This is a genomic window from Microtetraspora glauca, from assembly GCF_040656155.1.
GTDB classification, from domain to species: domain Bacteria; phylum Actinomycetota; class Actinomycetes; order Streptosporangiales; family Streptosporangiaceae; genus Microtetraspora; species Microtetraspora glauca.
The window spans coordinates 312,382-325,187 of sequence record NZ_JBFALK010000005.1 but is presented as its reverse complement, the minus strand read 5'-3'; the positions used below and the strand labels follow the sequence as shown (position 1 = coordinate 325,187).

Below are 12,806 nucleotides of genomic sequence, written 5' to 3'. Positions count from 1 at the left end.
AACCCGGGCTTGCGCAACCTGGCATCGCGAACGTCACTTATTGTGCAGGATCCTTCCTATGGTGAAATTGGGGTATCCGTTTACCTTGGGAGTGGCCTCGGGGGAGCCGCTTCCCGACGGGGTCATCCTGTGGACCCGTCTCGCCCCCGAGCCGCTGCATCCCACGCGGCCGGGCGGCATGCCGAACCAGACGGCGACAGTTCAGTGGGAGATCGCGGAGGACGAGAAACTCGCCCGCGTGATCCAGTCCGGCACGGTCGCGGCGCAGCCCGACTGGGCGCACAGCGTGCACGTCAGAGTCTCGGGCCTGCGGCCCGGCACGGACTACTTCTACCGGTTCTCGGTGGACTCGCACCGAAGCCCGGTCGGCCGGACCAGGACCGCTCCCGATCCCGCGTCCACCGCACCCGTGCGGTTCGGGGTTGTATCGTGCCAACGCTACGAGCACGGGCATTTCACGGCCCTGCGGCACCTCGCCGACGAGCGGCCCGACGTGATCCTGCACCTCGGTTCCTACATATACGAGTACGGCAAGCCGAAGAATCCCGGACCGGGCCGGTACGTGCGCCCGCTGGAGTCGGAGGCGGAGTGCGCGACGCTCGGGGCCTACCGGGACCGGTACGCGTGTTACCGGATGGATCCCGATCTGCAGGCCGCGCACGCCGCCGCGCCGTGGCTGCCCGTACCCGACGACCACGAGGTGCGCGACGGCTACGCGGGCGCGCTGCCCGGGAACGGCACCAGCCCGGCGGCCTTCCTCAAGCGGAGGACGGCCGCGTTCAAGGCGTACTACGAGCACATGCCGCTGCGGGCCCGGCCGACCGGGGCGGCCCTGCAGGTCTACCGCTGGAGGCCGTACGGCCGGGTCGTGGACTTCGTGCTGGCCGACACGCGCCAGTACCGCGACGGCGGCGACATGCTCGGAGCGGCGCAGGAGGAGTGGCTGATCGGGCGGCTGCGGAGCGCGACCGCGCGCTGGAAGGTCCTGGGCCAGGCGGTGTTCTTCGGCCGCCGGGTCCTCCCGGAGCCGACGGCGGGTGCCGGCGCGTGGGACGCCCATCCGGAGAGCCGCGCCCGCGTGCTGGCCGAGGCGCCAGACGGACTCGTCGTGCTGAGCGGCGACGAGCGGGGCGGCTGGGCGGGCGACCTGCGGGCCGACTGGGCCGATCCGGGATCGACGGCGCTGGGGGTCGAGTTCGCCGGCACCTCGGTGACGAGCATGCCGCCGGAGACCGACGGCCGCGCCGTCCTCGAACTCAACCCGCTCCTCCGGTTCTTCGACGGCCGCCGCGGCTACGTGTCCTGTACGGCCGACATGGACGGCTTCCGGGCCGACTACCGGGCGGTGGAGTACGTGGACCGGCCGGGGGCGCCCGCCTCCACGGTCGCCGCTTTCGCGGTCGAGAACAACGAACTCCGCCAAATAGGAGGTGAGGCAGGCTAGCGAATAGGAAACTTTCCTATTAGATTGCGGGCATGCGTGAACTGGTGCGCCTCGCCGACACTGTCATCCTGCCCGGCTTCCCCGGGACGGCGCCCCCGGACTGGCTGCGCGGGCGGCTCGCCGAGGGCCTGGCCGGAGTCGTGCTGTTCTCACGCAACGTCCAGAGCCCGGGGCAGCTCGCCGACCTGACCGCCGCGCTTCGCGCCGAGAACCCGCGGGTCCTGGTCGGGATCGACGAGGAGGCCGGCGAGGTCACCCGGCTGGAGGCCAGCACGGGCAGCTCCCGGCCGGGCAACTACGCGCTGGGCGTGGTGGACGACGTGGAGCTGACCGAGCAGGTCGCCCGCGACGTGGGGCGCGACCTGGCCGCCGCGGGGATCAACCTGGACTTCGCGCCCGCGGCGGACGTCAACTCCAACCCGGACAACCCGGTCATCGGGCTGCGGGCGTTCGGCGCGGACCCCGACCTGGTCGCCCGGCACACCGCCGCCTGGATCCGCGGCCTCCAGTCCGTCGGCGTCGCGGCCTGCGCCAAGCACTTCCCCGGGCACGGGGACACCGCGGTGGACTCCCACCACGGCGTCCCCCGGGTCACGGTCTCCCGTGAGGAACTCGCCGAAGTGGAGCTGTGGCCGTTCCGCGCCGCGATCCAGGAGGGCGTGCGCTCGATCATGACCGGCCACCTGCTGGTCACCGCGTACGACGACGGCCTGCCCGCGACGCTCAGCCCGCGGATCCTGACCGGGCTGCTCAGGAACGAGCTCGGCTTCGACGGCCTGATCGTCACCGACGGGATCGAGATGGCCGCCGTGGCCGGGGTGCACGGCCTGGGAGGCGCGAGTGCCATGGCCATCGCCGCGGGCGCGGACGCCGTGTGCGTCGGCGGGGAGAACTGCGACGAGGAGACGGCCGAGCACATCCGCCGCGCCATCGTCGCCGCGGTCGTCGAGGGGCGGCTGCCCGAGGAACGGCTCGCGGAGGCGGCCAGGAGGGTCCGCGACCTGGCGGCATGGCAGGCCGCAGAGCGGGCGGGCGGGCAGGCGGGGAGTTTCGGGACCAACGGGAGCGGTCCCGGGACTCCGGCGGACATCGGTCTCGTGGCGGCCCGCCGCGCGATCCGGGTCACTCGGCGCGCGGGGGCGCCAGGCTTGCTGCCGCTGGTGGAGGCGCCGCACGTGGTCGAGCTCGCCCCGGAGACCAACCTCGCCATCGACAAGCACATGCCGTGGGGAACGGCCGAGCCGCTCACCCGGATGCTTCCGGGGACCACCGTCACCCGCCTGCGTGAGACGGACGTGGCGGACGGCGTGCCCTCGGCGGCGCTCGGCGGGGCGGCCGGTCGGCCCCTGGTCGTCGTCGTACGGGACGCCCACCGCCACCCGTGGCAGATGGACACGGTGTCCCACCTGCTCTCCGCCCGTCCGGACGGTGTGGTGGTGGAGATGGGCCTGCCGGGCCGTACCGACCTGGGGGCGGTCCACATCGCTACTCACGGGGCCGCGCGCGTCTGCGGGCAGGCCGCCGCCGAGGTGCTCACCGGGCGCGCCTGACCGCCCACCCTTTCCGCGCGTCACGCCCGTTCTCAACAGGGGCCTTCGGACCCTGGACAGATCATGTGGACTCCGAGAAAACTGTCGGAGATCACGGTGGAAAGGGTCGATGAATGGGCATCTGCGAGGGTCGGGTCGTCGTGGTGACCGGGGCGGGACGCGGCATCGGGCGCGCGCAAGCCCTGGAGTTCGCGCGGCAGGGGGCGAAGGTCGTCGTCAACGATCTCGGCGCCGGACCACACGGCTCCGGCAGCTCCGGATGCCCGGCCCGCGACGTGGTGGACGAGATCCGCTCCGCGGGTGGCCAGGCGGTCGCCAACGGCGACGACGTCGCGGACTGGGACGGAGCGGCACGGCTCGTCAAGACCGCGCTGAGCGCTTTCGGCGGGCTGGACGTCCTGGCCGGCACCATCGGGTTCACCCGCGACCGCGCGCTGGTGTCGATGACCGAGCGCGACTGGGACGACGTGATCCGCGTCCACCTCAAGGGGCACTTCCTGCCGCTTCGGCACGCCGCCTCCTACTGGCGGGAGCGCGCGGCGGCGGGGCACCCCGTGGACGCCCGGGTGATCAACACGTCGTCGGGCGCCGGACTGTACGGCCGCGCGGGACAGGGCAACTACGCGGCCGCGACGGCCGGGATCGCCGCGCTCACCCAGGTCGCCGCCGCGGAGCTGGACGCGTACGGCGTCACCGTCAACGCGATCGCGCCGAACGCGGCGGCCGGGGCGGACGGGACGGCGGACGGAGGCGCGTCAGACAGAGGGGACCCCGACGCCGTGGATCCGGCCGATGCCGCGTCCCTCGCCGTCTGGCTCGGTTCTGCCGGGGCGCGGCATGTCACCGGCCGCGTCTTCGAGGTGGGAGGCGGGGCGATCTCCCTGGCGACCGGGTGGCGGCACGGTCCACGGGCCGGCCGTGGCGAATGGGACCGCGCCGACGTGGGCGCCGCCGTCGCCGGGCTCCTCGCCCACGCGCCCGTCCCCGTTCCCGTGTACGGCTCCGCTTGAGGTCCACCCGCGTGCCGCCTCTTCGTCGACATGTCCGTACGATTTTTAGGTACTGACACGACATGATGGGAGTGCGATGAAGGTCGCCTACGTCACCTTCGCCGATCCGCTGGGCCACGACGACGAGCGGGAGACCGCGCTCGCGGCCTGGCTGGGAGCGGGCGTCGAGGGCACACCGGTGCGATGGGACGATCAGGACGTCGACTGGTCGTCGTTCGACGCCGCGGTGGTCCGGTCCACGTGGGACTACATCGACCGCCGGGACGAGTTCGTCGCCTGGGCCCACCGGACCGGGGAGCGGACCCGGCTGCTGAACCCGGCGACCGTGCTGGAGTGGAACACCGACAAGACCTACCTGCGCGACCTCGGCGTGCCGACCGTCCCCACGCACTGGAGCGATGAGGGCATTCCCGAGTGGGACGAGTACGTGGTCAAGCCCGCGATCTCGGCGGGCGCGCGCGACACCATCAGGACCGCCGACCGGGCCGTCGCGGAGGCGCACGCCGCCGAACTCGTCCGCCAGGGGCGGACCGTCATGGTGCAGCCGTACCTCGACACCGTCGAGCACGAGGGCGAGTTGTCCCTGCTCTACTTCGGCGGCCAGTTCAGCCATGCCGTACGGCGGCATCCGATGCTGGCGGGGGGCGGCCAGGAGCTCGACCTGAACAACAGGGCGACCCTGCGCGACCCGGACACCGACCAGTTCGAGGTCGCCGAGCTCGTGCTCAGCAAGGTGTCCGAGGAACTGCTCTACGCGCGGGTCGACCTCGTCAGGATGCCGGACGGTGAGCCCGTGCTGATCGAGCTTGAGCTCACCGAGCCGTACCTGTTCCTCCGCTACGAGCTGGACGCCCCCGACCTCTTCGCGAACGCCCTGGTCTCGATGCTCCGGGGTTAACTCCGGGGCAGGCCGAGGGTGCGCTCGGCGATGATGTTGCGCTGGATCTCGCTCGAACCGGCATAGATCGTGTCGGCCCGGCTGAAGAGGTACAGCCGCTGCAGGTCGTTCAGGTCGTACGGCTCGCCGTCGGCGACCAGACCCGCCCGTCCCTGGACGGCCTGCGCCAGCTCGCCCAGCCTGCGGTGCCACTCGGACCAGTAGAGCTTGCCGATCGACACCTCGGGGCCCGGCTCGCCCGCGCTCAGCGAGGTCATCGTGCGCAGGGCGTTGAGGCGCATGATCTCCAGCTCCAGCCAGGACTGGGTCAGCCGGTCCCGCAGCACGGGGTCGTCGATCGCGCCGGACCCGCGGGCCGCCTCGATCACCGCGGCCAGCTCGCGCCGGAAGCCGATCTGCTGCCCCAGCGTGGACGCGCCGCGCTCGTAGCCGAGCGTGGCCATCGCGACCCGCCAGCCGTCGCCGGGCTCGCCCAGGATGTTCGCGGCGGCCGTACGGGCGCCGTCGAAGAAGACCTCGTTGAACTCTCCGGTGCCGGTCATCTGCGTGATGGGCCTGATCTCGATTCCCGGCTGGTCCATCGGGACGAGCAGGTACGACAGGCCGGCGTGCCGCTGGGAGCCCGCTTCGGTACGGCACACCACGAAGCACCAGTCGGCGACGTGGGCGAGTGAGGTCCAGACCTTCTGCCCGGTGATGACCCACTCATCGCCTTCGAGCACGGCCTTGGTCTGCACGTTCGCGAGGTCGGAACCGGCGTCCGGTTCCGAGTAGCCCTGACACCACAGCTCCTCGCCCCGCTGGATGGGTGGGAGGAAGCGGTCCTTCTGCTCCGGCGTGCCGAAGTCGAGGATGGTCGGGCCGATCAGGCCCTCGCCGATGTGGCCGACCCGCGCCGGTGCGTTCGCCCGGGCGTACTCCTCGTAGAACACGACCTGCTCGTCCAGCGTCGCGTCGCGGCCGCCGTACTTGCCCGGCCAGCCGAGGCAGGTCCAGCCCGCGGCGCCGAGGTGGCGCTCCCAGGCGACCCGCAGGTCGTGGCCCTCATGCTCGCGCCCGGGGCCGCCCAGGCCGCGGGCGTCGGCGAACTCGCCGGTCAGGTTGGCCTCCAGCCAGTCCCTGACCTCTTCTCTGAAGCTCTCCAGCGTCATGCGTGGAACCGTCCGTAATCTCCGCGGAAGAAGACGAGCGGATTGCCGTCCTCGTGCTTGTCGAGCCCATGGACACGGGCCACCACGATGACGTGGTCTCCAGCCGGATGCTCCGCCTCGATCGTGCAGTCGAGCCATGCGAGCGCCCCGTCGAAGACGGGGCCGCCCGCGGGCGAGAGGCTCCAGGACAGGCCGGCGAACTTGTCGCCGCCCCTGGCCGCGAGCTGGTCGCACACCTGCCGTTGCGTGTCGGCGAGTACGGTGACGCACAGCGGTCCCGCCGCCTTGACCCGGGGCCAGCTCGTGCTGGTGTGGGCCACGCAGAACGCCACGAGCGGCGGATCCAGGCTGACCGAGGTGAAGGAGTTGGCCACGAGGCCGTACGGCCGGCCGGTCTCGGCGTCGATCGCGGTGACGGCGACGACTCCGGTGGCGAACCGGCCGAGCACGTTCCTGAAGTGCTTTCCGTCGGAGGGATCGGAGAGGGAGGCGCGCTGCCCGCTTCGGCCGGGACGGCCGCTCCGGTGGCCGGGGCGTCCGTCGGCCGACGGCAGGGCGGGCTCGCTCGCGGGATGGCGGGGGGCGGGGCCGTGCGACGCGGGACGTACGGTGTCCGGCGCGATCAGGCGGGCCGCGTCGGTGCTCATCCTGGCGCTTCCTCCTCAGTCCCGTCCGTGTCCTGCGCACACCTTAGCAAGCGCTTGGTAGGGCGCAATGGCGACCCCTGCTGAGTGTCAAGCCGGATACGGGCTTTGTCATTCCCGGTGACCTCTATGTGGTGGTCTGTGGCAGCAGGTGTGTGCACGTGACCAGGGAGAACGCCGCGCGCAGCTCCCGCCGCTCCTCGCTGAAAGCGTGGGTCGAGCGGCCTGCCGTGCGCTGGAGGAATCCCGCTGAGTGGGAGCGCGAAAGGGAAGGCGCGGAAGATCGCGGGAGGGGCGGCACGGGAACGGCCGCGAGAGAGGCGGCGTGGGTGTCTCCCGGTGCGACGAAGGCGAGGAAGGCGAGGAAGGCGGACCGGCCCGCACGAGGAAGACGGAAGGGGAACCGCCCTTCACGAGGAAGAGAGGCGTCCGCGTGGGAGTGCGCGGGCGGGAGTGTGTGTGTGAGAGGACCGCTCCAGGGGCCTGGAGATGACGTGACGCGTCCTGGCGGGCGTGGGGGGCCCGCCAGGACACGTCACGCTCCGGGCGAGACGGTCACGACCCCGGCGAGGGTTGGGGTCGTGGCCGTCTTTGATCGCGCGGAGTCCGTGGCGGCCGGTCGTCCTCGCCGGGACCGGCCGGTCCTGTCTGGTAACGCCTGATCAGCAGTGCGGCGCCGGCCGGATCGTCCGCCGGATGCGTCACGACGACATCGCCCTCATTCCAGGCGAAGACCCCGTTCTCGCACCAGACGGTCAGTTCGGTAGATACCGACGGCACCGACATCCCGCTTCCGCTGCTCTGGTAGGTGTGAGGGACCGCTTGCGGCGCCCCCGCTCCCATTGGATGTATTTGTACCAACGTTTGGATAATGCGCGGTCCGCGCCCTCAGGTCAAGTGGTTGTTTGCAGCAAGACAGAGATCGTCTAAATTTGTTGGCACAAAAGGGTAGATTGAGGGAAAATGGCACGATCGTCGCTCTACCAGCAGGTGGCCGCCGAGTTGCGGAAGGCCATCTACGTGGGAGCGCTCGGGCCAGGAGACCAGATCCCCACCGAGGCCGAGCTCATGGAGGCCCACGCGGTCAGCCGCAACACCGTGCGGCTGGCACTGGGAGAGCTTGAGAACGAGGGCCTCATCCTCAGGATGCGCCGTCGTGGAACGTTCGTACGCGAGCGCCGCCCGCTCCTCATCCGCCCGCAGGACGAACTGTCGTCCCTCCGCGCGGGCGAGCCCCGCATCGACGCCTTCGTGCACGCCGTCACCTCCGAGGGGCGCGAGGCGGGCCAGGACATCGAGGTCGCCATCGTCCAGCCTCCGGAGGACGTGGCGACCCGGCTCGCCCTCGCCGGCCGAGCCCTCGCCGTCGTCAGGCGCCGGCTCCGCTACGTGGACGGCCAGCCGTACAACACGAACGACTCATACTTCCCGTACGCCTTCGTCGCCGAGTCTGAGATCGCCCGGCCCGGCGACATCAGAAGGGGCGCGAACCGGGTGCTCGAAGAACTCGGGCACCCCCAGGTCCGCGTCATCGACGACATCTCCGCCCGGATGCCGACTCCCGACGAGTCCGCGCGCCTCCAACTGGAGCCGGGCACGCCCGTCGTCGTCTACGTCCGGGTCGGATACGACCCGGAGGACGTTCCCGTCCGCGTCGCGGTGTCGGTGCTTCCCGCCGACAAGCACCTCATCAGGTACGAGCTGGAAGCCCGTTGACGCGCCACGGATCCCCCGTCGACTGACGGGGCGTTCCCCCTCGTTCCTCCCCGTGGGCGACCGCGGGGCCCGCTCGCCGTCGCACGAGTCCAGGCCTGCCTCCTCCATGCGCTGGAGAAGGCCGCCATCCGGCGGGCGAACGCCGCTGGAAGGCCGTTCCCGCTAGACGCCTGTCGAGGCCGCGCGGAGGCGTACACCCTCCATCGGTGACTTTCCGTGTTCATCGCACCACTGAAAGGAATCGACCATGCCGTCCCACATCATGCTGCCCGCGAAGTTCACCCTCCGCCGGGCCGCCCACGGCGACCTCCCGTCCGTGCTCGCCCTGCTCGCCGACGCCGCGAAGTGGCTCGACTCCCAGGGGGTACGGCAGTGGCCGGCGCAGGGCTTCCCCGCCTCCCGCATCGAGCCGCTCATCGACGCGGGCGTCATGTACGTCCTCGACGACGGGGCGGGCACCGCCGCGACGGTCGCGCTCGACGGCCACGCCGACCCCGAGTTCTGGGGACGGGCAGATCGTCCCGACAGCGCGCGCTACGTCCACAAGCTGGCGGTAAGCCGGGCGTACGCCGGAAAGGGGCTGGGCGAGGCGCTCCTCGACTGGGCCGGGCTGCGCGCGGCCGCCGAGGGCAGGCGCTGGCTCCGGCTGGACTGCTCGAAGGACAACCTCCGGCTCCAGCGCTACTACGCCGAGCTGGGATTCCGGCACGTCAGGACCGTCGACCTGGCCCACAGGGCGTCGGGGGCGCTCTTCGAACGGCAGGCGGGCGCCACCGTGACATCCGCCCGCACAAGGTACTGATCGCATGCTGAACAGGGCGCATGCCGTACAGCGTGGCAAACGGACCGGCTACTGTTCGGTACATGACCGCACCACTGCTGGAAGTGATCGCGCTGGATGTGCGTGACGCCGTCGCCGCCGAGGAGGGAGGAGCCGACCGCCTGGAGATCGTGTCCGACATGGCCTCCGGTGGGCTCACCCCCTCGGCGGACGTGGTGGCCGCGATCTCCAGCGCGTGCGCGCTGCCCCAGATGGTGATGTTGCGGTGCAACGCGGGCTTCACGGCCACCCCCGAGGAGCTCGACCGGCTCCGCGACGATGCCAAGGAACTGGCCAGGGCGGGGGCGGGCGGCTTCGTGTTCGGCTTCCTGACCGCCGAGGGCGCGGTCGACATGGAGGCGACCGAGGCGCTCATCCACGCGGTCGCCCCGTTGCCGTGGACCTTTCACCGGGCCGTCGACCACGCCGCCGACGTCCGGGCCGCCTGGCGTGCCGTACGGCTGCTGCCGAACCTGGCCACCATTCTCACGTCCGGCTCCCCGAAGGGGGTCGGCGACGGCCTGCCGGTGCTGCGCGAACGCACCGACGCCGGAGACGGCGAGATCATCATGGCGGGAGGCGGGCTGAAGCAGGAGCACGTCCCCGTGCTGAAAGACCGCGGCGTGCGCGCCTTCCACGTCGGCAGCGCCGTACGCGAATCCTGGATCGACCCCGTGGATCGGACCCGGGTCCGCGCCTGGCGCCACCTCCTCGATCGCGCCTGATCGACCCCGCCCTTCGGAGGCGGGTCAGAGAGGCGCGAAGGGCGCGGCGGTGACCTGAGTAGGAGCGAGCGGGCGAGGGACGAGTCCCGAGTGACGCCGGAAGGTCATCGCCTCAAGGGCGCCCCGAGCCCGTCTCGCCGGAGGCGGGTCAGAGAGACAGGGCGTGGTCGGCCCGGCGCAGGGCGGCCATCAGGCTCCTGATCGTGGCGGGCTCGTCCATCACGCCGCCGCCCGCGTCCCGTCGCTGCTCCCACGCCTCGACCCGGGCGCAGTACTCCTCGTAGTTGGCCAGATGGAACGCGTACACCGCCGCGTAACGGCTGACCAGATGTGAGGGATGCATGTCCCAGCCCTGGTAGAAGCCGTTCGACAGGGAGTGGGCCACCAGCGCGGCGTGCCGGGCCCACAGCGCGCGCACGTCCTCGGTCCGGTCGGAGGCGGGGTGGGCGGCCAGCGAGCCGTCGGACAGCTCCACGCCGGTCCCGGCGAACGCGACGCGCATGACCTCCCTGGCGTGATCGCACACCGGGTGGTCCAGTCGTTGCTCGTGCGGCGGCAACCCGCAGGAAGCCGTGTAGTCGAACACCCCGAAGTGCGCCGCGGCCAGGCGCCCCTTGAGCGACCGCACCAGGTCGGGGGAGCGCAGCAGGAAGGCCACGGTCTGCGGCGCCTCGACCTGGATCTCGAACCGCAGGGTGCGCTCCGGCAGGCCCAGCGCGCCCTCCAGAGTCTCCAGGCAGGCCGCGAACTGCCCGAGATAGGCCTCCATGAGCACCTTGGGGAACGTCACGGTGAAACCCGCGGGCAGACTCCCCACCTGAGCGACCACCTCGGTGAGGAACCCGTCGAGCGTCCTGACGCTCCGTACGGGGTCGCCGTCGGCGAACGACTTCACCCGCAGCCCCCAGCGGCGCGGCAGCGTGCCCGCCCGCGCCATCGCGGCCACGGCCGCCGCGGCGCTCTCGACGTGCCGGTCCTCCTCGGCGTCCGGGCGCCGGCCGTACCCGTCCTCGAAGTCGATCCGGAGGTCCTCGACCGGCTCGATCCGCAGCTTTCTGCGGACCCGCTCGTGTACGGGCGCCGCCAGGTCGGGATCGAGCCCGCACAGCGGCGGCAGCTCGCCGGGGGAGAAGAGATGCTCGTGGAGGAGCTCGGTCGCCGTGCGTCCCCAGGCGTCGACGGTGTCCGCGGAGACCTGGTCGGCGGGGACGTACACCGTGTGCACCGGCTGCCAGGCGGGCTCGTCCCCGGTGAATCGTTCCGACTGCTCGCGGTAGGTCTCCTCGAACGCTCCGATGACCTCGGACGGTGCGGGCAGGGTCGTCTTCATACTCTGATCCTCGCAAAATCGTCCGGAGGGGTCAGGACGAGGCGCCCGCCGTGTCCCGCGGGACACGACCGCAGGCGGTGAGCATGGCGGGACGTCCGACGATCTTGACGCGTTCGCCCCTGCCCAGGGTCCTGGCGAGGTCGGTCTCCGCCGCCTCGATCGCGAGCCAGTCCTCGTACGTCACCGGGGTGAGGCTCCGCGCGCTCAGGACGTCGTCCAGCTTGGTGCCCGCCGTCCCGGGAGTGACCTCCGCGAGCAGCGTGCGGACGGTCTCGGCGGCGTCGGACTTGTTGGTGCCGATCACGCCGGTCGGGCCGCGCTTGAGCCATCCGGCGACGTACTGGCGGTCGGTTCCCGTCACCTTGCCCGCGACGTTGGGCACGGTGCTGGTCGCGCCGTCGAACGGCACGCCGGGAAGTGCCACGCTCCGGTAGCCCACCGAACGGAGCACCATGCCCGCCGGGATGGTCTCGTACTCGCCGGTGCCCGTGACCCGCCCCTCCACAAGGTGGGTCCGTTCGAGGCGGAGGCCCTCGACGTGCGCCGTGCCCAGGATCTCCACCGGGCGCAGCCAGAAGCGCACGTCCAGCCTGCGCGGCCGGTTCGCGGGGACCCGCTCCGACCACGAGCGCAGTACGTCGACATTGCCCCTGATCTGGCGGGAGAGAGCGTCGAGGTCACCCACCTCGACCTCGTCGGGGTAGGTCAGGACGTCGGCGTTCGGTACCTCGCCGAGCTCGCGCAGCTCCTTGAGGGTGAACTTGGCGTGCTCCGCGCCCCGGCGCCCGATCATGTGGATCCGCTTGACCCGTGAGGCGGCGAGCCGGTCGAGCACCTCCTCCGGTACGTCCGTGCCGCGAAGTTCGTCGGCGGTCTTGGCGAGGATGCGCACCACGTCGACCGCGACGTTGCCGACGCCGATCACCGCCACATCCTCGGCGTCCAGCGTGAACGTGTCGGCGGGGACGTCCGGGTGGCCGCAGTACCAGTTGACGAAGTCGGTCGCCGCGACGCTGCCCGGCAGGTCCTCGCCCGGGATGCCGAGGTGCCGGTCGACCATCGCGCCGGTGCAGTAGACGATCGCGTCATAGCAGGCCAGCAGGTCGTCGACGGAGACGTCCGCGCCGAGCTCGACGCCGCCGAGGAAACGCACCCCGGGGGATTCGAGCACCCGCCGCAGGTAGCCCGCGATCGACTTGATCGATGTGTGGTCGGGGGCCACGCCGTACCGGACGAGCCCGTAGGGGGTGGGCAGCCGTTCGAGTACGTCGATCTCGATCGGCTCGCCTGACTGCTTGGTCAGGGCCTCGGCGGTGTAGATCCCGGCCGGGCCTGATCCCACGATCGCCACGCGCAACGTCACCATCGCCTCCAAAGCAGGCGTCCTTTACGTGATTCTTTACCACGAGGGCCCCATCGGGCCAGGTCGGCCGCGCCACCGCTCGGTGATCTCTTTTCCCGGGCCTCGCCGGATCCCGTTCCGGCCACCCCCGATGTACGGCGTGGCGCCGGTCGTAC

At 71.4% G+C, this 12,806-nt stretch carries 11 protein-coding genes; 7 read left to right on the top strand and 4 right to left on the bottom strand.

What is annotated here, in order from left to right:
- Positions 1-67 precede the first annotated feature (67 nt).
- The 4 genes from AB0I59_RS12560 to AB0I59_RS12545 all read left to right on the top strand — a co-directional run bounded on the left by AB0I59_RS12560 (position 68) and on the right by AB0I59_RS12545 (position 4,902).
- On the top strand, positions 68-1,444 hold the full coding sequence (locus AB0I59_RS12560) for an alkaline phosphatase D family protein (RefSeq protein WP_358132382.1): 1,377 nt from the start codon (positions 68-70) through the stop codon (positions 1,442-1,444).
- 32 nt (positions 1,445-1,476) lie between these two features.
- On the top strand, positions 1,477-2,994 hold the full coding sequence (locus AB0I59_RS12555; RefSeq protein ID WP_358132380.1) for a glycoside hydrolase family 3 protein: 1,518 nt from the start codon (positions 1,477-1,479) through the stop codon (positions 2,992-2,994).
- A gap of 113 nt (positions 2,995-3,107) precedes the next feature.
- Positions 3,108-4,004 carry an SDR family oxidoreductase gene (locus AB0I59_RS12550; protein ID WP_061257673.1) on the top strand — a complete coding sequence of 299 codons (897 nt, stop codon included), beginning with the start codon at positions 3,108-3,110 and terminating at the stop codon, positions 4,002-4,004.
- Between the two features lie 76 nt (positions 4,005-4,080).
- Positions 4,081-4,902 carry an ATP-grasp domain-containing protein gene (locus AB0I59_RS12545; protein WP_061257672.1) on the top strand — a complete coding sequence of 274 codons (822 nt, stop codon included), beginning with the start codon at positions 4,081-4,083 and terminating at the stop codon, positions 4,900-4,902.
- On the opposite strand, the gene AB0I59_RS12540 is transcribed toward AB0I59_RS12545, so the two are convergent.
- Entirely contained in the window at positions 4,899-6,053 is a 1,155-nt protein-coding gene (locus tag AB0I59_RS12540; RefSeq protein WP_061257671.1) for an acyl-CoA dehydrogenase family protein, read from the bottom strand. The two genes, AB0I59_RS12545 and AB0I59_RS12540, sit on opposite strands and share 4 nt — an antisense overlap.
- On the bottom strand, positions 6,050-6,700 hold the full coding sequence (locus AB0I59_RS12535) for a flavin reductase family protein (RefSeq protein WP_082777095.1): 651 nt from the start codon (positions 6,698-6,700) through the stop codon (positions 6,050-6,052). The genes AB0I59_RS12540 and AB0I59_RS12535 overlap by 4 nt, the downstream gene beginning before the upstream one ends.
- Before the next feature lie 960 nt (positions 6,701-7,660).
- On the opposite strand from AB0I59_RS12535, the gene AB0I59_RS12530 reads away from it, so the two are divergent.
- The 3 genes from AB0I59_RS12530 to AB0I59_RS12520 all read left to right on the top strand — a co-directional run bounded on the left by AB0I59_RS12530 (position 7,661) and on the right by AB0I59_RS12520 (position 9,958).
- Entirely contained in the window at positions 7,661-8,413 is a 753-nt protein-coding gene (locus AB0I59_RS12530) for a GntR family transcriptional regulator (RefSeq protein ID WP_061257670.1), read from the top strand.
- A gap of 247 nt (positions 8,414-8,660) precedes the next feature.
- Entirely contained in the window at positions 8,661-9,215 is a 555-nt protein-coding gene (locus AB0I59_RS12525; RefSeq protein ID WP_082777094.1) for a GNAT family N-acetyltransferase, read from the top strand.
- Between the two features lie 62 nt (positions 9,216-9,277).
- Complete coding sequence (locus AB0I59_RS12520) at positions 9,278-9,958, top strand: copper homeostasis protein CutC (protein ID WP_061257669.1); 681 nt, start codon at positions 9,278-9,280, stop codon at positions 9,956-9,958.
- Between the two features lie 148 nt (positions 9,959-10,106).
- On the opposite strand, the gene AB0I59_RS12515 is transcribed toward AB0I59_RS12520, so the two are convergent.
- Entirely contained in the window at positions 10,107-11,288 is a 1,182-nt protein-coding gene (locus AB0I59_RS12515) for a DUF6986 family protein (protein WP_061257668.1), read from the bottom strand.
- Between the two features lie 31 nt (positions 11,289-11,319).
- The gene (locus AB0I59_RS12510) at positions 11,320-12,654 is read right to left on the bottom strand and encodes an FAD-dependent oxidoreductase (protein WP_061257762.1); all 1,335 of its coding nucleotides are present in this window, start codon (positions 12,652-12,654) and stop codon (positions 11,320-11,322) included.
- Between the last annotated feature and the right edge of the window lie 152 nt (positions 12,655-12,806).